The organism is Microbacterium sp. NPDC056057 (genome assembly GCF_042266945.1).
GTDB lineage: Bacteria > Actinomycetota > Actinomycetes > Actinomycetales > Microbacteriaceae > Microbacterium > Microbacterium trichothecenolyticum_C.
Map to the genome: position 1 here is coordinate 445,111 of NZ_JBHJWS010000001.1, position 23,737 is coordinate 468,847.

20 protein-coding genes are annotated in these 23,737 nt (G+C 71.4%); 10 read left to right on the forward strand and 10 right to left on the reverse strand.

Annotated features, from left to right (window positions below; translation table 11 throughout):
• Positions 1 to 42: 42 nt before the first annotated feature.
• Positions 43 to 714, forward strand: a complete 672-nt coding sequence (locus tag ACFC1K_RS01930) for a response regulator transcription factor (protein WP_375870213.1) — start codon at positions 43 to 45, stop codon at positions 712 to 714.
• A gap of 1 nt (position 715) precedes the next feature.
• Positions 716 to 2,083, forward strand: coding sequence for an ATP-binding protein (locus tag ACFC1K_RS01935; RefSeq protein WP_375870214.1), 1,368 nt, complete (start codon positions 716 to 718; stop codon positions 2,081 to 2,083).
• Positions 2,084 to 2,087: 4 nt separating this feature from the next.
• On the opposite strand, the gene mnhG is transcribed toward ACFC1K_RS01935, so the two are convergent.
• The 7 genes from mnhG to ACFC1K_RS01970 form a co-directional block, all read right to left on the reverse strand.
• The gene (gene mnhG / locus ACFC1K_RS01940) at positions 2,088 to 2,444 is read right to left on the reverse strand and encodes a monovalent cation/H(+) antiporter subunit G (protein WP_310286911.1); all 357 of its coding nucleotides are present in this window, start codon (positions 2,442 to 2,444) and stop codon (positions 2,088 to 2,090) included.
• Entirely contained in the window at positions 2,444 to 2,710 is a 267-nt protein-coding gene (locus ACFC1K_RS01945; protein ID WP_220288949.1) for a monovalent cation/H+ antiporter complex subunit F, read from the reverse strand. Before ACFC1K_RS01945 ends, mnhG begins: the two co-directional genes overlap by 1 nt.
• Positions 2,707 to 3,306: a Na+/H+ antiporter subunit E gene (locus tag ACFC1K_RS01950; RefSeq protein ID WP_310286909.1), complete on the reverse strand. Its 600-nt coding sequence runs from the start codon at positions 3,304 to 3,306 to the stop codon at positions 2,707 to 2,709. Before ACFC1K_RS01950 ends, ACFC1K_RS01945 begins: the two co-directional genes overlap by 4 nt.
• A complete protein-coding gene (locus ACFC1K_RS01955; RefSeq protein WP_310244292.1) occupies positions 3,303 to 4,886 on the reverse strand; it encodes a Na+/H+ antiporter subunit D in 1,584 nt (527 codons plus the stop codon). The genes ACFC1K_RS01950 and ACFC1K_RS01955 overlap by 4 nt, the downstream gene beginning before the upstream one ends.
• Positions 4,883 to 5,428: a Na(+)/H(+) antiporter subunit C gene (locus ACFC1K_RS01960; RefSeq protein WP_310286908.1), complete on the reverse strand. Its 546-nt coding sequence runs from the start codon at positions 5,426 to 5,428 to the stop codon at positions 4,883 to 4,885. Before ACFC1K_RS01960 ends, ACFC1K_RS01955 begins: the two co-directional genes overlap by 4 nt.
• Positions 5,425 to 8,361 (reverse strand): Na+/H+ antiporter subunit A, encoded by a 2,937-nt coding sequence (locus ACFC1K_RS01965; RefSeq protein WP_375870215.1) that lies wholly within the window; start codon positions 8,359 to 8,361, stop codon positions 5,425 to 5,427. The genes ACFC1K_RS01960 and ACFC1K_RS01965 overlap by 4 nt, the downstream gene beginning before the upstream one ends.
• A gap of 155 nt (positions 8,362 to 8,516) precedes the next feature.
• Complete coding sequence (locus ACFC1K_RS01970; protein WP_375870216.1) at positions 8,517 to 9,584, reverse strand: LacI family DNA-binding transcriptional regulator; 1,068 nt, start codon at positions 9,582 to 9,584, stop codon at positions 8,517 to 8,519.
• A gap of 81 nt (positions 9,585 to 9,665) precedes the next feature.
• Here ACFC1K_RS01970 and ACFC1K_RS01975 point away from each other — a divergent pair, with 81 nt between their 5' ends.
• Positions 9,666 to 10,895 (forward strand): MFS transporter, encoded by a 1,230-nt coding sequence (locus tag ACFC1K_RS01975; RefSeq protein WP_375870217.1) that lies wholly within the window; start codon positions 9,666 to 9,668, stop codon positions 10,893 to 10,895.
• A 17-nt stretch (positions 10,896 to 10,912) separates the two neighbouring features.
• On the opposite strand, the gene ACFC1K_RS01980 is transcribed toward ACFC1K_RS01975, so the two are convergent.
• Both ACFC1K_RS01980 and ACFC1K_RS01985 read right to left on the reverse strand, forming a co-directional pair.
• On the reverse strand, positions 10,913 to 11,485 hold the full coding sequence (locus ACFC1K_RS01980; protein WP_375871143.1) for a response regulator: 573 nt from the start codon (positions 11,483 to 11,485) through the stop codon (positions 10,913 to 10,915).
• Between the two features lie 65 nt (positions 11,486 to 11,550).
• Entirely contained in the window at positions 11,551 to 12,750 is a 1,200-nt protein-coding gene (locus ACFC1K_RS01985; RefSeq protein WP_375870218.1) for a sensor histidine kinase, read from the reverse strand.
• Between the two features lie 117 nt (positions 12,751 to 12,867).
• Between ACFC1K_RS01985 and ACFC1K_RS01990 the strand changes: the two genes are divergently transcribed.
• Positions 12,868 to 13,716, forward strand: coding sequence for a GAP family protein (locus ACFC1K_RS01990; RefSeq protein WP_375870219.1), 849 nt, complete (start codon positions 12,868 to 12,870; stop codon positions 13,714 to 13,716).
• Positions 13,717 to 13,746: 30 nt separating this feature from the next.
• On the opposite strand, the gene ACFC1K_RS01995 is transcribed toward ACFC1K_RS01990, so the two are convergent.
• Entirely contained in the window at positions 13,747 to 15,051 is a 1,305-nt protein-coding gene (locus ACFC1K_RS01995; RefSeq protein ID WP_375870220.1) for a MinD/ParA family protein, read from the reverse strand.
• A gap of 135 nt (positions 15,052 to 15,186) precedes the next feature.
• Here ACFC1K_RS01995 and nucS point away from each other — a divergent pair, with 135 nt between their 5' ends.
• The 6 genes from nucS to ACFC1K_RS02025 all read left to right on the forward strand — a co-directional run bounded on the left by nucS (position 15,187) and on the right by ACFC1K_RS02025 (position 23,692).
• Entirely contained in the window at positions 15,187 to 15,882 is a 696-nt protein-coding gene (nucS, locus tag ACFC1K_RS02000) for an endonuclease NucS (protein ID WP_045302045.1), read from the forward strand.
• A gap of 201 nt (positions 15,883 to 16,083) precedes the next feature.
• Positions 16,084 to 19,020 (forward strand): glycosyl hydrolase, encoded by a 2,937-nt coding sequence (locus ACFC1K_RS02005; protein WP_375870221.1) that lies wholly within the window; start codon positions 16,084 to 16,086, stop codon positions 19,018 to 19,020.
• A gap of 33 nt (positions 19,021 to 19,053) precedes the next feature.
• Positions 19,054 to 19,572, forward strand: a complete 519-nt coding sequence (locus ACFC1K_RS02010) for a MarR family winged helix-turn-helix transcriptional regulator (protein WP_375870222.1) — start codon at positions 19,054 to 19,056, stop codon at positions 19,570 to 19,572.
• 10 nt (positions 19,573 to 19,582) lie between these two features.
• The gene (locus ACFC1K_RS02015; protein WP_375870223.1) at positions 19,583 to 20,302 is read left to right on the forward strand and encodes an HAD hydrolase-like protein; all 720 of its coding nucleotides are present in this window, start codon (positions 19,583 to 19,585) and stop codon (positions 20,300 to 20,302) included.
• Positions 20,295 to 21,566, forward strand: coding sequence for a hypothetical protein (locus ACFC1K_RS02020; protein WP_375870224.1), 1,272 nt, complete (start codon positions 20,295 to 20,297; stop codon positions 21,564 to 21,566). Before ACFC1K_RS02015 ends, ACFC1K_RS02020 begins: the two co-directional genes overlap by 8 nt.
• Before the next feature lie 35 nt (positions 21,567 to 21,601).
• Positions 21,602 to 23,692 carry a bifunctional lysylphosphatidylglycerol flippase/synthetase MprF gene (locus tag ACFC1K_RS02025; RefSeq protein WP_375870225.1) on the forward strand — a complete coding sequence of 697 codons (2,091 nt, stop codon included), beginning with the start codon at positions 21,602 to 21,604 and terminating at the stop codon, positions 23,690 to 23,692.
• Positions 23,693 to 23,737: the final 45 nt, after the last annotated feature.

Genomic DNA, 23,737 nt, shown 5'->3' on the forward strand with positions numbered 1-23,737 from the left:
CGCGATCGTGCTCGCGTCGTACGCTGGCCGAAGGAGCTGGCGATGAAGGTGCTGCTGGTCGACGACGACGAGAAGGTCGTCCGCGCGGTGAGGCTCGGCCTCGAGGCCGAGGGGTTCACCGTCGATGTCGCCTTCAACGGCATCGACGGGCTGTGGTCGGCGACGGAGTCGTCGCACGACGTCATCGTGCTGGACATCATGCTCCCCGGGCGCAACGGATTCCTGGTCTGCGCCGATCTGCGAGCGGCAGGGAACCGCACGCCGATCCTGATGCTCACCGCCAAGGACGGTGACCTCGACGAGGCCGAGGCCCTCGACACCGGCGCAGACGACTACCTGGTCAAGCCCTTCTCCTTCCCCGTGCTGGTGGCGCGGCTCCACGCCCTCATCCGGCGGAGCGCATCGAGCAAGCGAGCCCCCGTCCGGGTGGGCGACCTCCGGATCGATGCGCGGGAGCGCCGGGCGTGGAGCCGCGAGCAGGAGATCGTGTTCACGTCGCGCGAATTCGATGTGCTCCTCTTCCTCGTCTCGCGCGCCGAGCAGGTCCTGTCGAAGCACGCGATCCTCGACGGCGTGTGGAGCGACACGTTCGCGGGCGATCCGAACATCGTCGAGGTCTACGTCGCGCGGCTGCGTCACCGGCTCGCCGCCGCCGGCAGCGGAACCGCGATCGAGACCGTGCGGGGCGCCGGCTATCGCCTCACGGCGGCGTGACATGGTGTGGGGGATCCGCGCGCGCATCACGATCGTCGCCTCGCTCGTCGTGCTCGCGGTGCTGATCCTCACAGGGGTCGCGGTCGTGCAGGTGCAGCGCAACGTGCTCACCGAGAGCATCGACGAGACGCTCGAGCAGTGGACGGCGGAGATCGCGCAGGCGGCCGATGCCGGCGTGCTGAGCAGCCCGATCGCCGTGCGCGGCGACGAGGACTCGTTCGCGGTGGTGCTCGGCGCCGACGGAGCGGTGATCGCCTCCACGCCCGGGATGGTGGATGCCGCGATCGACGGGCCACCGGATGCAGCGCCCCGATTCTCCACCGTGCGCGTGGGCGATGAGGAGTACCGGGTGATGTCCGCGCGGCACGGATCGACGCTGATCGCCGCCGGGACACCGATCGACGACGTCGCCGACGCCGGGGCGGCGCTCGTGCGCGGGCTGGCGGTGGCGATCCCGATCGCCACACTCGTCCTCGCACTGCTCGTCTGGATCCTCGTCGGGCGCGTGCTGAGTCCTGTCGAGGCGATCCGTCGAGAAGTCGCCGAGATCTCGACGAGGAGCCTGGATCGCCGCGTGCCCGAGCCCGCCCTGCGCGATGAGGTCGGCCGGCTTGCACGGACCATGAACGAGATGCTCGACCGGCTGCAGAGCGCGACGGAGCGGCAACGGCGCTTCGTCGCCGATGCGTCCCATGAGCTGCGGACTCCGCTCACCCGCATCCGGGCCGAGCTCGAGGTCGCGCTCAGCCATGCCGAGCCCTCGGACTCCGCGATCATGCAGAGCGTCCGCGACGAGGTCGTCGAGCTGACCCGACTCGTGGACGACCTTCTCGTCCTCGCGCGGATCGACGCCGCAGCCCAGCCCGCAGCGCGTGGTCTGGTGGACCTCGACGACGTGGTGCTGCGGGAGGTCGAGAGGCTTCGAGGCGACCGCTCGGTGAGCATCGATCTGTCCGCGGTCTCGGGCGCGCAGGTCGTCGGCGACGCTGCCGCGCTCGGCCGCGCCGTGCGCAACCTGCTCGACAATGCGGTCGTCCACGGCGAGGGCCCCGTCTCGATCGCCCTGCGGGAGGAGGACGGAGAGGCGTTCCTCGCGGTCGCCGACCACGGCGACGGCGTCGATCCGCGACGTGCGGAGCACCTTTTCGAGCGGTTCGAACGCGCCGATGACGCACGAGCCCGATCGAGCGGGGGCACGGGCCTCGGGCTGGCGATCGCTCGGGAGATCGTCGCCGATCACCGCGGCATGGTCGCATTCGACCCCGACTACCGCGGCGGTGCCCGCGTGGTGATGCGGATCCCGCTCGCCGCTCCGTCGCCACAAGTGGTGGTCGACGGCGACGAGCGGCAGAGGACCGGGTCGGCCTGACGCGTCAGCCGCCCGAGGCTGGCGGGGTGCGCTTGGATTCGGCGAGCTCGTCGACGTACAGGCCGGTCTCGTCGATGGTGCCGTTGCGGTAGGCCTGCCTGCCCACCATGTGCGCCGAGAGCGGGGCGGTGGCGAGCTGGATCAGCACGACCGGCACGAGGAACGCCACGACCGGCCATGACCGCAGCGACAGCGCGATCGCGAGGCAGATGAGGATGAGCCCGAGCACCTGCGGCTTGGTGGCGGCGTGCAGGCGGGTCGGCACGTCGCGGAACCGCAGCACGCCGATCGCGGCGGTCAGGCACAGCAGCGCGCCGATGAGGATCAGGATCACGGCGGCGAGGTCCAGCATGGCGTCCATCAGCGGTCCTGGTCCCTTCTCGCGACGAACCGGGCGATCGAGATCGATCCGAACACGCCCACGGCGGCGATGATGAGCAGCACCGGAAGCGTGCGCGTGTGGTGGTTGATCGCCATCTCGGCGCCGAGCACGCACATCACCAGGGTGAGGAGCACATCGGATGCCACGGCCCGGTCGAGGATCGACGGGCCGATGACGATGCGCCACAGCGTGAGCAGCGCCGCGACCGCGAAGATCACGTAGATCGCGAGCAGCAGCACGTTCATCGGGAACCCCCTCGGGCCACGGTGCCATGCGGAGCGGCATCCCGCATCGCCTGGAGCTGCGCGCGCGAGCCGACCGCCCGCACGATGCGCTCCTCCCAGTGGTGCACGCTGGCGCGCTGTTTCGCGACGTCGGCGTCGCCGCGCACCCCGATGACGTGGAGGTAGAGGATGCGGCGATCGCGGTCGGTGTCGACGATGAGAGAGCCGGGGATGAGCGAGCATGTCACGCCGACGTGGGTCATGATGAGGTCGTCGTCGGTGACGAGCTGCGCGGCGATGATCGCGGTCCCCGGCTGCCGGCGGAAGTCGAGCACCTGCCAGGCGACCGTGAGCGAGCCGAGCACGACCGCCACAAGGAACTCCACGACGAACACCAGGCCCCACCAGAGGTTGACGCGGCCGGACAGCTCGACGGGCGGCAGGCGGAAGATCCGTGTCACAACGAGGGCGGCGACGAGGCCGGTGAGGAACGCGAGCCAGGTGAACTGGCCCCACAGCAGCATCCACAGGGCGATGAGCCACACGAAGAACGGCAGCTGTCGCCAGGCCGTCGTGAAGGCGCGACGGAGCCGGCTCTGGGGCAGGTCGGGGCTCACGGCGCCTTCTCCGTTCCCGCGGCGTCGTCTTCGAGCTGGGTCAGCGACACCGGCTGCAGCAGCGCCTCGCCGATGCGCGTGCAGACGTCGTACAGCGGACCGGCGAAGATCGTGAGCGCGACCGTGATGGCCACCATGCCGGTGGTCGCGGCGGTCATGATCTTCGGGATGACGCGACGCTCGGTCTCGATGCCGGCCGCGGGTGCCGAGCCCAGGTACGAGATGCGCGCCTCGGTCTCGGCTGAGTCCTCGTCCTCGCGCCAGAACGAGAGGTTCCACGCGCGCATGAGCGCGTAGAGGGTGAGGAGACTGGTCAGGATGCCGCCCACCATCAGCACCATCATGATCGGCGTGCCCACCTGCGCGGCGGCGTCGAACAGCGCGAACTTGCCGATGAAGCCTGAGAACGGGGGAAGTCCGCCCAGGTTGATCGCGGGGATGAAGTACAGCACCGCGATCACGGGGGCCGCCTTCATGAGGCCCTTGACCCGGAGGATCGACGTCGAGCCCGCGCGGCGCTCGACGAGGCCGACGGCGAGGAACAGGGTCGTCTGCACCACGATGTGGTGGACCATGTAGTAGATCGTCGCGCCGATCGCGGCGGGCGTCGCGATCGCGAGCCCGAAGATCATGTAGCCGATGTGACTCACGAGCGTGAACGACAGGATTCGTTTCAGCTCGGCCTGCGCGACGGCGCCGAGCACACCCACGATCATCGTCGCCAGCGCCACCCACATCAGCAGCTGGTTCACGTCGTTGTCGAGGAACAGCTCGGTCTCGGTGCGGATGATCGCGTAGACGCCGACCTTGGTCAAGAGGCCCGCGAACACCGCCGTGACCGGAGCGGGCGCGGTCGGGTAGGAGTCGGGCAGCCAGAACGACAGGGGGAAGACGGCCGCCTTGATGCTGAACGCGAGCAGCAGCATGAGGTGGAGGATCAGCTGCGTCTCCTGCGGCAGCTCGCCCATGCGCTCGGAGATCTGCACCATGTTCACGGTGCCCAGGGCGCCGTAGATCATGGCGATCGCGGCGAGGAACAGGATCGACGACACGAGCGACACGACGATGTAGACGACGCCGGTGCGGATGCGCGACTCGGTCGAGCCGAGCGTGATGAGGACGTAGGACGCGACCAGCAGGATCTCGAACCCGACGTAGAGGTTGAAGAGGTCGCCGGCGATGAAGGCGTTGAAGATGCCCGCGCCCAGGATCAGGTACGAGGGATGGAAGATCGAGACCGGCGTGTCGTCGTCGCCGTCGGCAGCACCCTGACCGACGGAGAACAGGAGGACCGCGAGCAGGACGATGCTCGACACCACCACGAGGAGGGCCGCGAGCCGGTCGACGTACAGCACGATGCCGAACGGGATCGGCCAGCCGCCGACCGAGACCGCGATCGGCTGGTCGCCGGTGTCGACGACGTACAGCAGGATCGCGGCGATCACGGTCACAGCGCTCAGCGTGACGACCGACACGACGACCTGGGTCTTGCGGTGCCGGCCCGCGATGAGCGCGATGGCGGCGCCCAGCAGGGGCAGCGTGACGAGCAGCGGGACGAGGGCGGGCGCGATCTGGGTCATGCGTCGTCACCCCGATCCCGCGGATCCGGGGAGGGACGGTCGACCGGGGCGTCATCGCGGAGGCCCGCGAAGTCGCGCGCGCCGAGGATCGTGATCGGCGCGGTGTCGGTCCCGACGAAGTCGGTGGTCGCGTCGTCGTCGGCGTCCTCGATCTCGGTCTCCTCGTCCATCGTCTCCTCGGTCTCGGCGGCGCGCTCGCGCACCTCGAGATCGGCCTCGTCGTCCGCCACGGTGTCGGCCTGGCCGAGCTGCCACGACCGGTAGATCAGGGCGAGGAGGAACGCCGACACGGCGAAGGTGATGACGATCGCGGTGAGCGTGAGGGCCTGCGGGAGAGGATCCGACATGTCGTCGACGGATGCCGAGCCGAAGAACGGAGCGACCCCCGGGCGGCCCATCACGATGAGCAGCAGCAGGTTCGTCGCGTTGCCGAGCAGCAGGAACCCGATGAGCACGCGCGTGAGGCTGCGCTCGAGCATGGCGTAGACGCCGCACGCGAAGAGCACGGCCATCACGATGATGAGGACGAGGGAGACGTTCACGGCACGCTCACCCCCTGCTGCTCGCGCGCTTCCTGCGCCTGGCGGTCGACCTCGGCGCCGAGGCTGCGCAGCACGTCGAGCACGAGGCCGATGACCACGAGGTAGACGCCGATGTCGAACAGCGTCGAGGTGACGAACTCCACGTGGCCGAGCAGCGGCACGTCCCACTCCCAGAAGTAGCTCGTGAGCGGCTGGTCGCCGAAGAGCACCGGCACGATCGCACACGCGACCGCGATGGTCATGCCCGTGCCCAGCAGGCGTCCGGCGTCGGTCGGTGCGGCGGCGCCGAGCTCGTAGCGGCCGCCTGCGATGTAGCGCATGACGAGCGCCATGCCCGCGACGAGGCCGCCGGCGAAGCCGCCGCCGGGCAGGTTGTGACCCGCGAAGAGCAGGTACAGCGACACGATGATGATCGTGTGGAAGAGGATCCGCACGATCACCTCCAGCATGATCGAGCGGTTCTCGGGCCGCACGCGCTGGCCGCCGACGAGCCATGCCATGCGCCCGCTGCCACGCTCGTCGCTGCGCTGGCGGAGTCCGTCGGAGGTCTCCACGAGAGGGCGACGGGCACGCGTGGCTCCGGTCGGCAGCGACGAGATCGCGCGCGACAGCGTGTCTGCGCGGTGGGTGACGAAGACGAGGGATGCCACACCCGTCGCGGCGAGGATCAGCACCGACAGCTCGCCCATGGTGTCCCAGCCGCGCAGGTCGACGAGGGCGACGTTCACCACGTTCTTGCCGTGACCGAGCTCGTACGCGAGGTCGGGGAAGGCGTCCGAGATCGGCTTCTCGACGCGGGCGCTGGTGGCCACGATCGCGACGAGCGCCATCGTGATGCCGACGGCCGCGCCCAGCACCGCGCGGGCGACCGGCCACACCGAGGCGTTGTGCTCGCCCAGGCGCGACGGGATCCGGCGCAGCACGAGTGCGAACGCCACGAGCGTCACCGTCTCGACGAGGATCTGGGTGAGCGCGAGGTCGGGCGCGCCGCTCGTCGCGAAGAGCAGCACCATGCCGAGGCCGGTCACCGACACCAGCACGACGCCCGTGTACCGCTTGCGCGCGCGGATCGCGATGAGTCCGGCCGCGATCATGACCGGCGCCACGAGCAGCTGCGTGGGCGTCTGGTACGCGTCGAGCTTGGCCTGCCAGTCGTCGCTCGCGAGCAGCGCGGTCGCCTCGGCCGCCACGAAAACGACGAAGATCGTGCCGACGTAGACCGGCAGCGAACCGCGCTGCGTGAGGCTCGTGGTGACGACCGAGAGGCGCGCGATGACGCGCAGGGCGCCGTTGTACACCTCGGCTGCCGTGAACGGCAGCAGGCGCTTGGCGGGACGCCAGCTCCGCGTCGCCCAGAACACGAACACTCCGATCGCGATCGTCGCGAGCGAGATCCACAGCGCCGGCTCGAGGCCGTGCCACAGGGCGAGATGCGCGGGGTGCGCGGGGGCAGGAACGCCGGGCGTCGAGACCGGCGCCTGGTCGGCGTACGGCGCGAACGCCTTGTCGAGCCAGGGTGCGGCGACTCCGGCGATGACGGTGAGCCCCGAGAGCACGATCGGCGCCACGAGGAATCCGATCGGCGGGTCCGGCCATTCCGTGTCGGGCATGCGGTCGCCGTTCGCCGCGCGCTTCGTCGAGAACGCACCCCAGAGGAAACGGATGCCGTACCCCGCGGTCAGCACGGAGCCGAGGGCGATTCCGACCAGCGCCACGATCCCCCACACGGCACCGCCGAGAGCTTCGTGCAGCAGCGCCGCGAGGGCGCCCTCCTTGGCCACGAAGCCGATGGTGGGGATGATGCCGATCATCGACGCGACGGCGATGATCGAGAACGTCGCCATGACCGGCGCCTGACGACCGACACCCGAGAGCTCGGTCAGGTCACGGGTGGACAGCTGGCGGTCGATGACGCCCACCACGAGGAACAGCGCCGACTTGAAAAGGGCGTGGCTCAAGAGCAGCGCGAGACCTGCCAGCGCAGCATCCCGCGTCCCGTAGCCGAGCACGACGGTCAGCAGGCCGAGCTGGCTCACGGTGCCGAAGGCGAGCACGCGCTTGAGGTCGGTCTCGCGCAGCGCCTGGAAGCCGCCGAGCAGCATCGTGAAGACGCCCAGGGCGATCACGATCGGCCGCCACGGCGGGGCGATCGCGAAGACGGGCGCGAAGCGGGCGATGAGGTAGATGCCCGCCTTCACCATGGCCGCCGCGTGCAGGTAGGCGCTCACCGGGGTCGGCGCGGCCATGGCGCCGGGGAGCCAGAAGTGGAACGGGAAGATCGCCGACTTGCTGAGCGCGCCGACGAGGATCATCACGAGCGCGGCGTCGACGATCGGGCCCGAGGGGGCCTCCGCGAGGATCGTCGAGATGCTCGACGTCCCGGCATCGACCACGAGCAGCACGACGCCGATCAGCATGACGAGTCCGCCGAGCGTCGTCACGAGGAGTGCCTGGAGCGCGGCACGACGGCTCGCCGCGCGCTTGTTGTAGTACCCGATGAGGAGGTACGACAGGACGCTCGTGACTTCCCAGAACATCACGAGGACGACGAGGTCGTCCGTGAGGACGAGCCCGTACATCGCCCCCGCGAACGCGAGCAGCACCGCCGCGAACTGCCCGAGGTTCTCCTTCTTGCCGCGGAAATACCAGCGGCAGTAGATCATCACGAGCGCGCCGACGCCGGTGACGACCAGCGTCATGAGCCACGACAGCGTGTCCATCCGCATCGAGAGGTCGATCCCGAGCGGAGGGATCCAGGCGTATGTCTCGAACGGAATGTCACCCGCGAGCACCTGCGGGGTGAGCACTGCGGCGTAGACGAAGCCCGCGATGGGGAGGATCGCCGCGACGTAGAACGCGCGGGCGCCGATGCGCGCCACGAGCCACGGGAGGAGGATGGGAACGACCGCGAACGCGCCGAGAACGAGGAGCATTCGGGCCTCCTCGGGGTCGTCGGCAGGCGCAAGTCAGAGGAGGACGGCGCAAAGCCCAGGCGATCGGGGTGTCAGGAACCATCCTAACGGGCGCGTCGCACCCGATCGCCCGGACGGCATGCATCGCCCCTCGTTCGCGGGCGTTTCGGCAGGTCTCAGGCGAGCGCGGGGGCCGGCCCCGTGGTGTTGCCCTCGCGGAAGGTGCAGGTGAACCGGATCGATGCCGCGGGGATGCCCTCCAGCATCGCGGCGACGGCGGCGCCCGCGGCGCGGCCCTTGTCGGTGGCGGGCTGCACGAGGGTGGTCAGCTCGTACGGAGCGAGGCCGTCCACGACGATGCCGTCGAAGCCGGTGACGCTCACGTCCTCCGGCACGCGCAGCCCGGCCTCCTCCGCTGCGCGGATCACCCCGGCGGCGAGCAGGTCGCTCTGCGCGATGACGGCGGTCGGCCGCCGGTCGGGGTCGGCGAAGATCTCGCGGCCGGCCGCGAACCCCTCGTCGATGAAGCTGCCCGCCGCCGCGTAGGCGGTCGCGTCGGGGAACACGTCGAGGGCGCCGGCGAGCCGCTCGCGGGTGACGTCCACGGTCACCGCGGTGTCGTCGTGCAGCCAGCCGCGGTGCCAGTCCACGCGGGCCGGCAGGGTCACGATGGCGATCTCGCGGTGCCCGAGCGCGCGCAGGTGGCTCGCGGCCTGGCGCTGAGCCTCGCGATTGTCGAGGCCGATGCGCGGCACGTCGTCGCCGGCATCCCCCTCGATGACGACGACCGGGATGCCGCGTGCCTTGACGGTCTCGAGCGACTCGCGCAGCAGGCCGCTGCAGCCGATGAGCACGGCGGCGTCGAGCGGGGCGGTGGTGAGCGACGGACCGCCCCCGGTGGGCTCATGGTCGCGCAGGAGCAGCAGCCCCGCGCCGAGCGGGGTGACGGCGTCGGCGAGGCCGTCCATCATGAGCGTCTTCACGGGGTCGAGGAACGCGGTGCCCAGGTGCTCCTCGAACACCACGCCGACGATCCCCGAGCGGCCGCGGCGCAGCGAGGCGGCGCGCGGGTCGGGGCCGGTGTAGCCGAGGGCGGAGGCCGCGTCGAGCACGCGGCGGCGGGTCGCCTCCGACACCGGGGTCTTGCCGCTGAACACCACCGAGGCGGTCGACGGTGAGACGCCTGCCTCGCGGGCGACGTCCGAGATCGTGGCGCGGCGGATGCCGGTGTCCTGACGGCTCATGCTGTCACGATCGTAGCCCGTCGCGGACCCGTGATGTCGAATCGATTCGGCCGTCTCGAATCGATTCGGTAGCATGTGCGGATGGATACCGCGCTCACCCGTCGGCAGCTGGTCGCCTGGCGCACCGCGATCTTCACGATCTTCCTCATCATGGGAGTCGGCTTCGCGTCGTGGGCCTCGCGACTGCCGGCCGTGAAGAACGACCTGGGCATCAACGACCTCCAGGTGGGTGTCCTGCTGTTCGTCTCGGGTGTCACGTCGATCTTGGGCCTCTCCCTGGCCAACGTGATCGTGGCGCGTTGGGGGGCGCGACGCGGAATGTTCGCGACGATCATCACCTTCGCGCTCGGCGTCGTCGTGGCGGGGGTCGGCGTGGAGTTCGTGCAGTCGTACGTCGTCGCCGCGATCGGTCTCGGGCTCATGGGCCTCGGCATGAGCGCCACCGACGTCATGATGAACGTCGAGGCGGCCGCGGTGGAGCAGGCGTTCGAGCGCACGCTCATGCCGCTGTTCCACGCCTTCTTCAGCCTCGGCACCGTCGCGGGCGCGGGGCTCGGCGTCGCGATGGCCGCCCTGGGGATCGGCGTCGGCTGGCACCTCGGCGCCGCCGGACTTCTCGTCGCCGTCGCAGGACTGCTGTCACTGCGCGCCGTTCCCGTGCGCGAGAGCGTGCACGACGATCCCGCGACGAGCGTCACGCGCCGCGAGCGCTTCGCCGAGATCGCGGCGGTCTGGCGCGACCCGCGCACCTACGCGATCGGCGCGATCATGCTCGGCATGGCGTTCGCCGAGGGCAGCGCCAACGACTGGCTCTCGATCGCGATGGTCGACGGCCACGATCAGACCGAGGCGGTCGGCGCGATCGCGCTGACGGTGTTCTCGGTCGCGATGACGACGTTCCGCATCCTCGGCGGCCCGCTCGTGGACCGTATCGGCCGCGTGTGGTCGCTGCGCATCCTGTCGATCGCAGCGGGCGTGGGCCTGGTCATGTTCATCCTCGCCCCGAACCTGCCCATCGCCTTCATCGGCATCGCGCTCTGGGGTGCGGGCGCGTCGCTCGGCTTCCCGCTCGGCATGTCCGCGGCGGCGGACGACCCGAAGAAGGCTGCCGCATCCGTCTCGGCCGCTGCGACCATCGGCTACCTCGCGTTCCTGTGCGGCCCGCCGATCCTCGGCTGGATCAGCCACGAGATCGGCATCCTGCCGACCCTGTGGATCATCGTCGCCCTCATCGCGATGTCGGGGCTCGCCTCCGGCGCCGCGAAGCCGATCGCCGGCTCGAAGGTCGGCGCGGGCCACGCCCACCACTGACACGCCGAAGTCGGAGGTCACGCCTCGCCGGCGGCGATCGCGACCGCGTGCGATCGACTGCGGGCTCCGAGCTTGGCCAGCACGTTGGAGACGTGGGTCTTGACCGTCGCCAGGGAGATCCCGAGCTCGTCCGAGATCTGCCGGTTGGACCGGCCGGCGCGCATCCCCTCGAGCACCTCGCGCTCGCGCTCCGTGAGCAGGTCGAGTTCGCCGGCCTCCCGCGTCACCTGCGGCGAGCGCGGGATCAGCGCCAGAGCGCGGCGCGTGACACGAGGATCGAGCATCCCCTCCCCGGCCGCCACCCGACGGACGGCTTCGACGAGGGTCGCGGCATCCGTCGTCTTCAGAAGGAAGCCGGCCGCCCCGGCGCGCAGGGCGCCCTCGACGAGCTCGTCCTCGTCGAAGCTGGTCAGCACGAGGACCTGAGCCGATCCCGCGGCGACGATCTCGCGGGTGGCGGTCACCCCGTCGGTGCCCGGCATCCGCAGGTCCATGAGGACGACGTCCGGGCGAAGCGCGGCGGCGTTGCGCACGGCGACCGCGCCGTCGGCGGCCTCGCCGATCACCTCGAGCCCGTGGTTCTCCAGCATCAGACGCAACGCCTCACGGATCGCGCCGTGGTCGTCGGCGAGCAGCACCCGCGGTGCGGCCCCGCTCACGCGTGAAACCCCGCCGGGATCGTCGCCCGCACCGACCACCCGGCATCCGACGGACCGGCCTCCACCGCGCCGCCGAGCGCCCGCGCACGCTCCTGCAGGAGCTCGAGCCCCCACCCGGTGCCCGGCATCGGCACAGCCGTCGCAGGGCGTCCGCCTCGCGAATCGACGCGCACGCGCACATCACCGTGATGCGAATCCAGGACCACGTCGACCGCCGCCCCCGCGGCGTGGCGCAGGCAGTTGACGAGGGACTCCTGCACGATGCGCGCGACCGCCAGCTCGACGGACGACGGGATGTCGCCGGGAAGCGTGTCGTCGAGCGTCACCGTCAGTCCCTGCCGGCGGGCGTCGTCCACGAGCGCCGGGATGGCGCCGCGGTGCGGCGACACCACCGCCGCGTCGCCCGTCCGCAGCACCGCGATCATGGAGCGCAGCGCCTGGTGGGCTTCGAGGCTGGAGTCGCGCACCGCGAGGAGCGCCGGGCGGTCGGCGCCGGCTGCGGGATCCGTCGACAGCGCGGCCTCGGCCCGGATCGCGATCGCCGCGACATGGCCCGCCACGAGGTCGTGCAGCTCGCGCGCCATCTGCTCCCGCTCGCGGCGCATCGCCGCATCGCGATCCCGTGCCGCCAGTCGTTCGGCATCCTCGGCTCGTCCTTGATGGAGCGCGACCAGCTCGTGCGCCTGCGCCACCGATGTCGCGTACCAGTAGTCCATGCCCGCGAGGGCGCCCAGCTGCAGGGCGACGACGACCGCGACGCGCACGTCGTCGGCGGCGGCGAGTGCGACGACGCCGATCCCGGCGACGGCGATCACGATACCGAGGAGGATGCGGCGCCGGCCGGAGGCTGAGGCGGCGCGCGTCGCGGCGTACAGCAGGTCGAGCACCACGACGAGCGTGACCACGCCGCCGACGGTCATCAGATCGATCGCGAACAAGACCAGGGCGACGCCGAGCAGAGCCAGCGGCGCGCGCGCACGGAACGGCACCACCGCGCACGCGGGCAGCGCGGTGGCCAGCGACCACCACGGCGACACCTCACCGGGCAGCACCGAGAAGACGGTCCACAGCCCGACGATCCCGAGCGCCGCCAGCACGATCGCGAGAACGGCCATCCCTGCCGCATCGGCGATCGAGCGGTGCTCGCGCACCCATTCGACGACGGATGCTGCGACCCGCCGCTCCGATCCGTTCACGCCTTCATGCAATCAGGGGCGCCGGGGCGAGGCATCCGTCCAAAGGAGGAGGCCGCCGGAGAACGACTCGTCCCTCCGCCCGATCCGCAAGCGCCGGCGCGGCGCGAGGCTGGCGTCATGGAACTGCTGGCAGACGCCCCGCTCGCCCTCACGCTCGGCGTCCTCGCCCTCCTGGACGGACTGAGCGTCGGGACACTGCTGGTGCCGATCTTCCTGCTGCTCGCCCCCGGAAAGACCCCGGTCGGAGGAGTGCTGCTGTATCTCGGCACCATCGCGGCCTTCTACCTCGCCGTCGGCATCCTCTTCATGCTCGGTCTGGTGAATCTGGTCGACGTCGCGCAGGGCTTCCTGTCGTCGCCGGCGGGTCAGGTCGTCCGCCTCGTGGCCGGTGCGGCCCTGCTCCTCGTCGCCTTCCTCGTCGGGAGGGGCTCCGCACCGGCACCCGGGTCCCGGGCGACGGGCGAACAGGTGCGGGTCTCACCGATGACCGGAATGCCCGTCGCCGGGGCGACGCCCGCCCCCGTGGCCGCGGCGGCGTCGGGGACCGCTCGGTCGGAGCCGTCGGCGCGTCTGGTGCGTTGGCGCGATCGCCTCCTCGCGCCCGAGGCCTCCGGGGGTGCGGTGATGGCCGTCGCTGTCGGCGCGGGAGTGGTCGAGGTGGCCACGATGCTTCCCTACCTGGTGGCGATGGGCATGCTCGCAGAGGCCCCACTCGGGATGCCCGTGCGGATCGCCGCGCTGGCGGGGTACTGCGCCGTCATGATCCTTCCCGCCGTCGTGCTCCTCGTGCTGCGCGTCGTGGCGGCGCCGGTCGTCGAGCGGCCGCTCGGTCGCCTCGCGGCGTGGATGGAGCGCACGGGTCGCGAGAACACCGCGTGGATCATCGGCATCGTCGGGTTCCTCGTGGCTCGAGGAGCCGCCACCGAGCTGGGCCTCTTCGACAGGCTGGGTGAGGTGCTCGGCTGATCTCCAGGCCGGCCGCCTCGTGGCCGTCCGTCAGAGCCGGTCGGCCACCGTCGCCGCGACGGTGAGCCACGCGTCGCGGGTCTCGGGCGACAGCGCGTCGAAGTCGATCGGGCCGCCGTCGACGAGCGACGGATCGAACGGCGCGTTCACGACCGCCGACGTCACCTGCTCGAAGTGCTGCGACAAGCGGGACTCGAGCTTGCGGTCCGGGCGGGAGGAGGGGGCCGTGAGCACCGTGACCGCCTCGTCGATCTTCCTGCCGAAGCCCTTCTCGCGCAGGCCGTCCAGCAGCCACGCCGCGCTGGCGGCGGTGTCTTCGCGCACGGTCGAGACGATCACGAGCTGGTCCGCGGCGGCGACGGCCGCGACCCAGTTCGAGGCGCGCATGTTGTTGCCGGTGTCGACGATCATCAGGCGGTAGTAGCGGCGCAGCAGGGCGTGGAGCCGGTCGAACGCCGCCGCGTCGATCGTCGAGGAGGCCGCGGCATCCTCGTCCGAGGCGAGCACGTCGAAGCGGGCGTCGACCTGCGTGCGGACGTAGTGGTCGAGCGCAGCGAGGCTGGACCCGCGGAAGTTCGAGGCCTCGTCGAGGTCCTCGAGGAGGTCGACGGCGGTGCGGTGGTGCGGCGCGTGCTGCGCGCGCCAGCCGAGCGTGCCACGGGTCTCGTTGTTGTCCCACGCGAGGGTCGCTCCGCCGCGCAGCGTGCCGAAGGTCGCGGCCAGCAGCAGGGTGCTCGTCGTCTTGTGCGCGCCGCCCTTCGGGTTGAGCACGACGATCGTGCGGGGGGCGTCGAGTCGGCGCTGCACCCGCTTCTCGCGGTCGAGGCGCGAACGCTCGACACGGCCCGGCGCCGGCGAGATCAGGCCGCCGGTCGCGCGCCGCACGGCACCCTGCCAGCCCGTCGTCGCCCGCGCGCGGCCTCCGCCGCCGCGCGAGTCGAGCAGATCCTGCACGGTCGGCCGCGCGATCTCCTCCGCAACCGGCGCGAGCGACGGGACGGCAGGCACCGGCGTCGGAGCCGTGACCGGAAGGGCTGACACCGGGGCGGGAGCGGGCGCCGGGGCGGGCGCCGCCTCGACGGCCGCTTCCTCCAGCGCCTCGTCGTACGAGCCGTCGGGGTGGACCACGAGCGGCCAGCGCGACGAGCCCTCGACGAGGGTCGCGTGCGCGGGTTCGCCGGCGGATGCCGCGAGCTGACGGATCTCCTCGACCACGCGGTCGCGCAGCGCGAGGCTGTCGGGGGCGACGACCTCGGCCACGTCGCTGCCGACATGGAGCTCGGCGACGGTGCTGGACAGGATGTGGACGGTCGCGTCGGGCAGACGTGAGTTCATCAGTTCTTCTCCGGACGAAAAGGGGTGGCGTGGGAGGCCGGGGTCTCAGGGCCGCGCGGCGAGGCGCAGGCAACGAGGGCAAAGGCTATCCGACGAGCCTGCGGGCAAGCTGACGCGGGCGGCTAGGCTCTTCGGGTGCGTCTTGTCATCGCCCGCTGCTCCGTCGACTACACCGGGCGGCTCAACGCCCACCTTCCCCTCGCCACGCGCCTGCTCGTGCACAAGGGCGACGGGTCGCTGCTGGTGCACTCCGACGGCGGCTCGTACAAGCCGCTCAACTGGATGAGCCCGCCGTGCCGGCTCGACGTCGAGGTGCCCGACGAGGAGTCGGCGTCCGCCGGCGTGCTCGAGCACTGGCGCGTGACGCACGCGAAGACCGGTGACGCGCTGCTCGTGCGCATCTACGAGGTCATCCACGACTCGTCGCACGAGCTCGGCATCGACCCGGGTCTGCAGAAGGACGGCGTCGAGGCCGACCTGCAGCGCCTCCTCGCCGAGCAGGTCGACGTCATCGGCGAGAACCTGACGCTCGTGCGTCGCGAGTTCCCGACCGCGATCGGCCCGGTGGACCTCCTGCTGCGCGACCCCGAAGGCGGCACGATCGCCGTCGAGGTCAAGCGCCGCGGCGACATCGACGGCGTCGAGCAGCTCACGCGCTACCTCGAGCTGCTCGGCCGCGACCCCCACCTCGCCCCGGTGACCGGTGTCTTCGCCGCCCAGGAGATCAAACCCCAGGCCAAGGTGCTGGCCGCGGACCGCGGCATCCGTTGCGTCACCCTCGACTACGAGGGCATGAAGGGCATCGAGTCCGGCGCCCCGCGCCTCTTCTGACTCTCCCCCGTCTGGCGCCTGGCGCCCCCCTCACTCCGGCGAGAGTACAGCTGGTCGCCGAGAGGTAGGGAAGCAACCACCCTCTCGTCCACCAGGTGCACTCTCGCGGCACGGGACGCCGGCGAGAGGGTTGTGTTGTGTCCTGTGGACGGTACATACTGTCGAGAAGACAGTAAACCACCCCGAACGGATGCTGCAGCAATGACGCTCGACGACTTCCGGCGTGAGATCGCCGAACCTGCCATCGAATACCGACCCGAGCTGCGCTGGTGGCTCGCCGAGGGCCTGCACAGCGACGCGACGCTCAGACGCGAGATCGACGACGCGCATCGCCTCGGCTTCGGCGGCATGGAGTTCCTCGCCATGGACGAGGGCGCGATCGACCACGCACGCTACGGCTGGGGCTCCGAGGAGTGGGTGCACGATTCGCAGGTCGTGGTCGAGGAGACCACCCGCCGCGGCATGTCAGTGAGCTTCACGTCAGGCACCAACTGGTCCAACGCCAACCTCCCGACGATCACGCCCGACGACCGCGCCGCCGCGCAGGAGCTCGACGTGGCGTCCGAGACGCTCGCCCCCGGCGAGCGCCGCTCCGGTCCGCTCCCCCGGATCGACCTCGCGGCACCTGCCGCCGCCCGCCACCTTCCCGGTGAGCGCGGCACGATCCGCGACCAGCACCTCGTCGCCGTCGTCGCGGCCCGCGTGGTCGACGCCGATGCGGGGGTGCTGGATGCCTCGTCGCTCACCGAGCTGACGGCATCCGTCACCGACGACACCCTGGAGTGGACGGCACCGGACGGCGAGGGCGACTGGCGCGTGTTCTTCTACTGGCTGCACGGGACCGGTCAGACCGCGGAACCCTCGGCGTCCGTCAATTACACCGTCAACTACATCGACCGTGACGGCGTCGACGCCGTGATCGCGTACTGGGACGACGTCGTGCTGACCCCCGAGCTGCGGGCGCAGATCGCGCAGAACCCCCGCGCGCAGATGTACATGGACTCGCTCGAGCTGTCGACGTTCGGCGCCGGCGGGCTCTTCTGGGGCCACACGGTCGTCGACGAGTTCCGCGCCCGCCGCGGCTACGACGTGGTGCCGTGGCTGCCGTTCCTCACGCGCGACGTGCCGTTCATGGCGGTCTCGACGGTCTACCACCACCAGCCCGCCGACGACGCCGACCGCATCACGGTCGACAAGGTGCGCCACGACCTCGTCGTCACCTTCACCGACCTGTACATCGAGAACATGCTGCGGCCGTTCGCGGAGTTCCTGCACGGCGTGGGCATGACCCTGCGCGCCGAGATCAGCTATGGGCTGCCGTTCGAACTGACCCGCCCCGGCCCGGAGGTCGACGGCATCGAAACCGAGTCGCTGGAGTTCGGCGCGCAGATCGACGCCTACCGGCTGCTCGCCGGCCCCGCGCACCTCTTCGGCAAGCAGTACTCGTCCGAGACCGGTGCCACCACCCGCAACCACATGCTCGACCACCGCTTCTACGACCAGATCATCGCGACGCAGCTCGCCGCGGGCATCACCAAGACGGTGCTGCACGGGTGGGCCAGCCCTGCCGGCGCCGAGGGCGTGACCGAGTGGCCGGGCCACGAGGGCATGTGGCCGATGTTCTCCGAGCGCTTCGACACGCGCCAGCCGGGCTCCGAGTTCTATCCCCTCTGGACCGCCGCCATCGGCCGGCTGCAGTACGCGCTCCGGTGCGGCCGGCCGCGCATCGACGTCGGCATCCTCCGCACCGACCACTTCACCGACAACCTCGTCGGGCTCTCGCTGACCGGCGACGGCGGCGAGCGCATCCCCGACGAGGTCGCGTACGGCACCATGTGGATGCGCGACCGCGACAACTTCTGGTGGCAGGACCTCGGCATGCAGGACGCCGGCATCACGTACGAGTTCTTCGACGGGTCTCTGCTGCTCCGCGACGACGTCTCGTTCGACGGCGACGAGGTGCAGCCTTCCGGCCCCGGCTACCGCGCCCTCGTCGTGTACCAGGAGACCCTCGACCCCGACGTGGCCGCTCACCTCCTGGCGTGGGCGCGGCGCGGCCTGCGGATCGTGGTCGTCGACGGCGCCCGCGAGGTGCAGTCGCTGATGGAAGGGCGCCACACCACTCACGCGACCGCGGCGGCGCGCACTCCCGGTCTCGACGGACGCGACGACGAGCTCGCCGCGATCATGGCGGAGCTGCGACGGATGCCGGGGGTCCGCGTCGCCGCGCCGTCCGGCGTCGTGACCGCCCTGGACGAGCTCGGCGCAGGCGGCCGTGCGCGCTTCGAGACCGACGATCCCCACGTGCTCACGCACCTGCGGGAGGACGACGGCCTCGTGGTCCTGTACGCGTACCACTTCCTCTACGAGACGACCGAGCCCACCACGGTGCGCATCGCCCTCGAGGGCACCGGACCGGTGCACCGCCTCGACGCCTGGACCGGCGAGCTGCGTCTGCATCGCGGCGCGCGACAGGCCGGCGACCGGACCGTGGTCGAGCTCACGCTCGCGCCCGGCGAGGTCGCGATCGTGGTGCTCGACAAGACGACGGATGCTGCGGACTCGCCGGCGCCGGCCGTCACCGAGGTCGCCCGGGCCGAAGCGTGGCGCCTGGTCGTCGAGAGCTGGGACGCCGGCGAGCCCGAAGTGCTCGAGGAGGACCGCGGCCTCGGCTACGTATCGCGCGAGGTGCGCCCGACGACCGCCGTGACGCGGCTCGACGCCGGCACGGTCGAGCTCGCACCATGGTCGGAGATCTCAGGCGTCGGAGCCGATGTCTCCGGTGTCGGCGAGTACACCGCAGTCCTCTCCGTCGCCGAGGTCGCTGACGGCGCGCGCTACCTCCTCGATCTCGGCTCGACCGGCGGCGGGCTCGGGTCCGTGCGTGTCGGCGACGGTCCCGAGCGCGGGTTCGACACCGCGCACCCGGTCGTCGACGTCAGCGGCAGCATCCGTCCCGGTGACAACGCGGTCACCGTCCGTGTCTCGAGTTCGCTGAACAACCGGCTCCGCGCCCGTGGATACTATGAGCGCATCCCCGACATCGGCGCGCAGCTGACCGGCGAGGAGCGCATGCAGCACGCGGTCGTGCGCGAGTACGGACTTCTCGGACCGGTGCGCCTGGTGCGCGAGGAGTGACGACCGGGACCGAGGGAGAGGAACGAGCAGACGATGGCCAGAGGTGACGTCGGCACCGACGCCTCCGCGGACCTGAGTCCGGTCATCGCGCCCGACCCGCTCGACCTCCGGCTGTCGCTCGCGTCGATCGTGCACTGGGCCGACAGCACCGGCGTGCGGCGCGACGTCATGGCGCGGGTCGCGTTCCCGGTGGACGACATGGGCATGTTCCTCGTCGTGAACCAGCTGTCCTACAACGGCGCGATGCGCCCCGTCGACCTGTCGCTCGCGCTGGGGCAGACCGCGACGAACATGAGCAAGATCGTCGGCCGCCTCGTGAGCGCGGGCCTGGTGGTGCGCGTTGCGGCGCCCGACGACGACCGCGGAGTGCTCGTCGCGCTCACCGACGAAGGCCGGCGCATCGGCGAGCGCATCATGTCGACGGCCGAGTCCAACATGAGGACGCTCCTCGCCGACTGGTCCCCCGCCGAGATCGAGGATCTGCGGCGCATGATGGCGCGCCTCGCCCGCGTGCACCGCTCCGTCTCGGAGCGGAGGGCCGCCTCCGCATAGGCTGGTCCCTATGCCGACCCGATCGCCGTGGACCTGTGTGCTGTGGGACGTCGACGGAACGATCGTCGACGCGTCCGACGGCATCCTCCGTCGCCTCACGATCGCCCTCGAGCACTTCGGCAAGCGTCCGCCGACCCGCGCCGAGCTCGTGCACTGGATCGGCCCGCCGATGTACCAGTCGTTCCAGGTGAACGTCGGCATGACGCCCGAGCAGTCGGCCGAGGCCGTCGCCTTCTACCGCACGCTCGGCAAGGCGGACGGGTACACGACGGGCGCCAAGCTCTTCCCCGGAGTGGGTGAGCTGATCACGGATGTCGCAGCCTGCGGCATCCCGCAGGCCACCGCGAGCTCGAAGCCCGAGGTGCAGGTCGTCGCCCTCATGGACCACTTCGATCTGTCGACCTCGCTCACCGCGATCGTCGGGGCGACGCCGGACGAGAAGACGCTCAGCGCGAAGTCCGACATCGTCGCCGAAGCGCTGCGACGCCTCGCCGCCGCGGGCGTCGACACGAGCCGTCCCGTGCTCGTCGGCGATCGGCACCACGACGTCGACGGCGGCGCGGCGCAGGGCGTGCCGGTGATCTTCGTCCGATGGGGCTTCAGCTGGCCGCACGAGTCCGAGGGCGCGCAGGCGGTCGTCGACGACGTCGACCAGCTCCGTGCACTCCTGCTGTTCGGCGAGCACGCCGAACAGGGTGCGGCCGCGACCGCCGGCGTCGCCGATGCCTGAGCTCGCCGCCGCGATCCTGGGGTGGCTCGTGCCGGCCCTGGTCGTGTTCGGCGTGACGGCGATCGCCGTCGCCGCCATCGTGTGGGCCGTACGCCGCGCGCGTCGCTCCCCGCGAGCCCGCGCCGCCGCCGAGCAGGAGCGGGCCAAGGCGGGCGCGACGCTCGTGAAGCTCGACGACGAGGTCGGCGAGCTCGACCTCGAGGTCGGCCTCTCCGGCGCCCTCTACGGCGGGGACGCCCCCGCCTCGCTGCGGCGGGCACGCCTCACGGCGCAGCACGTGCGCGACGACGCCTTCGAGGAGTACCGCGAGATCAGCGATCCCGCTGTCGCCCCCCACGAGGTGAAGCGGGTCTCCGCACGCATCGAGCGCCGCACGGGCGAGGCTCTGGCGACCGTCGCCGCCGCCCGCAAGGAGCACGGCGCGTGGGTCACGGCGAACGTGTCGGCGGCCGGGCAGATCGCCGCCGCCCGCCGCCGTCTCGCCGAACTCCACGCGTCGATGGGCGATCCGGCCGCGCTCGTCGCCGAGCTGTCGTCCCGCTTCGCCGAGGACGAGTGGCGGGATGCCTCCCGCTCCGCGCACGCCGCACTCTCCGAGGTGACCGCCGCCGAGCGCCACCTCGACGCCGCCGCCACCCGCGCCGCCGACCCGTCGCTGAGCGCCCTCCCCGATCTCGCCGCCGCCGAACGGGCCCTCCGCCAGGCGGAGGCGGACGCCCGCAACCTCGAGGAGACCCACCGCCTCGTGCTGCAGGCGGCGCTGGCCGTGCCCGACGAGATCGCGTCGGCGCGCACCGCCCTGCGCCAGGCCTCCGTCACGCGCGAGCACCTCGACGCGCCTGACGCCGCGCGGCTGGGCGCCGAGCTCCACGCCATCGACGGCGAGCTCAACCGCATCGAGACGGATGCTGCCCGCCACCCCACCCGCACCGTCGACGCCATCGCGCGCCTGCGCAGCCGGCTCGACCTCGCCCTCGGCGACGCCCGCACCTCGCAGCAGCGCCTGCGCGGCGCGCGCACCGCCCTCCCGGGCACCCTCGCCGCCGCGCGCGGCGCACTGGCGCAGGCCGAGGCATCCGTGTCCCGTTCGCGTGCCGGTGCCGACGCGCGCTCGCGCCTGCTGTCGGCCCAGCGCGAACTCGCCCAGGCCCGTCAGGCGCAGGATCCCGTGGCCGCACTCGACGCCGCCCGCCGCGCGATGCGCGACGCCGAGGACGCGAAGGCTCTCGCCGACTTCGCCCGCCAGGCCGGCCCGCTCGGATAAGCGACAGCGGGAAGACCCCCGCTATCGTGAACCCCATGAGCGACGGGGCGACTCAGAGACCGAACCGCGTGCTCGCCGGGGTGGGGCTGATTCCGGCGACACTCACGATGATCGCGCTGGTCCTGGTGACCGGCGTCGTGTGGCAGGGACTGTGGCAGCCGTTCGAGGATTCGGACCTGTTCGACGTCGTCGCTTACGGGCTTCCCGCTCTGGAGGCCGGGCGGTGGTGGACGCCGGTCACCGGGACGTTCTTCGTGAACCAGCCGTGGGTCTACGTCTTCACCATCGCGGGGTTCGTCGGCATGGCGTATCTCGAGTTCCGTCGCGGCTGGCGCGTGGCGCTGGCCTACTTGTGGGTGGGCCAGTTGTTCGCGGTCTTCGCCGCCGCGCTGCTGCTGTGGGTGCTCTCGCTGCTCCCGTGGGCGTGGGCGCAGGCTGAGGCGGCGGCGCTCGATGTCGGCCCGTCCGGCGGGACGATGGCGTGCATCGCGGCGGCGGTCGGGTTGCTGCGCCCGCCCTGGAGGGTCCGCGGCTGGCTGGTGCTTCTCGGCTTCGTGTTCATCGCGATGCTGTTCTGGGGCGCGCTGGCCGACCTCGAGCACCTGCTCGCGGTGCTGCTGGTGCTGTTCGTGGATCGCTCGCTCCGCGTCCAGCGCACCACGGTGCGCGAGCAGCGGCTCATCGCGTTCATCGCGGTGCTGGTGCTGGGCGCGGTGGAGATCATCACGATCCTCGTTCCCACTGACGGCCCGTTCGGCCCGACCGAGCCGGCGTCGGGCGGCTTCGTCGACCTCGCGATCGACGTGGTGGTGATCCTCGTCGTCGCCAACGGCCTGCGTCGCGGTCGCCGGTGGACGTGGGTCGTCGCGATCATCCTCGCCGTCTTCAACATCCTGATCGCAATGCTGATCGTCGCGGCGATCATCATCGCTTCCCAGGCGCAGGTGGAGGCGACGATCGACGGCGAGACGGAGCTGGCCCTCGCTGGCGGCGTGATGTGGCTGCTCATGCTCGTGTACCTGATCTGGGTGCGGCGGGCGTTCCGCGCCCGGCGCAAGTCCCGCATCGGCCATCAGCCCGCACCGGTCGTCGACGACGTGAAACGGATGCTGCACGCCCACGGCGGCGGCACCCTCTCGTGGATGACGACCTGGGAGGGGAACTCCTACGCCCGCACCACCGACAGCGTCGTCGCCTACCAGCGCCGCAACGGTGTCGCCCTCGCGCTCGCGGACCCGATCGGACCGGACGCGTCGCGCACGGCAGCCGTCAAGGAGTTCATCCACGATGCCGAGCGGGCGGGACTGATCCCGTGCTTCTTCAGCGCCGACGAGGCCACCCGCGCCGCGGTGCCGGCCTCGTGGCGCAGCCTTGTCGTGGCCGACGACACGATCGTGGACCTTCCCGGCCTCGAGTTCACCGGCAAGCGGTGGAACTCGGTGCGCTCGTCGCTCAACCGGGCGGGTCGCGAAGAGATGACGTTCCGCATGACCCACCTCAAGGAGGAGTCCTGGGGCGTGCAGCAGCAGCTGCGGGCGATCTCGGAGATGTGGGTGGGCGACAAAGGCCTTCCCGAGATGGGGTTCACGCTCGGCACGCTCGTCGAGGCGGAGGACCCGGAGGTGCGCCTCGCCCTGGCTCTCGCGCCGAACGGCGACGTCGACGGGTTCCTGTCGTGGCTGCCGGTCTACGGTCCCGGCGAAGACGGCGCGCAGAAGGTCGCCCGGGGCTGGACGCTCGACCTCATGCGCCGCCGCGAGGGCGGCTTCGGTCCCGTGATGGAGTACCTGATCGGCTCGTCCGCGAGGCTGTTCTCCGACGAGGGCGCCGAGATCATGTCACTCTCGGGCGCGCCGCTCGCCCACGACTATCCGCCGGACGCCGGCATGATCGCGGCGCTCAGCGACAGGCTCGCCGACGCCCTCGAGCCGGTGTACGGGTTCCGGTCGCTGCACCGCTTCAAGGAGAAGTTCCACCCGCGGTACGAGACCATGTACCTGCTGTTCCGCGACGAGAGCGACCTCACGCGCATCGGCGGCGCCCTCACACGGGCGTTCCTGCCCGACGCGACGCTGCGTCAGTTCGCCGGAGCGGGACTCGAGCTCGTGCGCGGCGACCGGGAGTGATGCTCAACCGGCGCACGCGCGCGCGACGAAGCCGCGGCACCCACC

Coding starts and splice junctions, on each gene's coding strand:
- ACFC1K_RS01930 (WP_375870213.1), top strand. CDS start 43: ATGAAGGTGCTGCTGGTCGACGACGACGAGAAGGTCGTCCGCGCGGTG.
- ACFC1K_RS01935 (WP_375870214.1), top strand. CDS start 716: ATGGTGTGGGGGATCCGCGCGCGCATCACGATCGTCGCCTCGCTCGTC.
- mnhG (WP_310286911.1), bottom strand. CDS start 2,444: ATGGACGCCATGCTGGACCTCGCCGCCGTGATCCTGATCCTCATCGGC.
- ACFC1K_RS01945 (WP_220288949.1), bottom strand. CDS start 2,710: ATGAACGTGCTGCTGCTCGCGATCTACGTGATCTTCGCGGTCGCGGCG.
- ACFC1K_RS01955 (WP_310244292.1), bottom strand. CDS start 4,886: ATGACCCAGATCGCGCCCGCCCTCGTCCCGCTGCTCGTCACGCTGCCC.
- ACFC1K_RS01965 (WP_375870215.1), bottom strand. CDS start 8,361: ATGCTCCTCGTTCTCGGCGCGTTCGCGGTCGTTCCCATCCTCCTCCCG.
- ACFC1K_RS01970 (WP_375870216.1), bottom strand. CDS start 9,584: ATGAGCCGTCAGGACACCGGCATCCGCCGCGCCACGATCTCGGACGTC.
- ACFC1K_RS01975 (WP_375870217.1), top strand. CDS start 9,666: ATGGATACCGCGCTCACCCGTCGGCAGCTGGTCGCCTGGCGCACCGCG.
- ACFC1K_RS01980 (WP_375871143.1), bottom strand. CDS start 11,485: ATGCTGGAGAACCACGGGCTCGAGGTGATCGGCGAGGCCGCCGACGGC.
- ACFC1K_RS01990 (WP_375870219.1), top strand. CDS start 12,868: ATGGAACTGCTGGCAGACGCCCCGCTCGCCCTCACGCTCGGCGTCCTC.
- ACFC1K_RS01995 (WP_375870220.1), bottom strand. CDS start 15,051: ATGAACTCACGTCTGCCCGACGCGACCGTCCACATCCTGTCCAGCACC.
- ACFC1K_RS02005 (WP_375870221.1), top strand. CDS start 16,084: ATGACGCTCGACGACTTCCGGCGTGAGATCGCCGAACCTGCCATCGAA.
- ACFC1K_RS02010 (WP_375870222.1), top strand. CDS start 19,054: ATGGCCAGAGGTGACGTCGGCACCGACGCCTCCGCGGACCTGAGTCCG.
- ACFC1K_RS02015 (WP_375870223.1), top strand. CDS start 19,583: ATGCCGACCCGATCGCCGTGGACCTGTGTGCTGTGGGACGTCGACGGA.
- ACFC1K_RS02020 (WP_375870224.1), top strand. CDS start 20,295: ATGCCTGAGCTCGCCGCCGCGATCCTGGGGTGGCTCGTGCCGGCCCTG.
- ACFC1K_RS02025 (WP_375870225.1), top strand. CDS start 21,602: ATGAGCGACGGGGCGACTCAGAGACCGAACCGCGTGCTCGCCGGGGTG.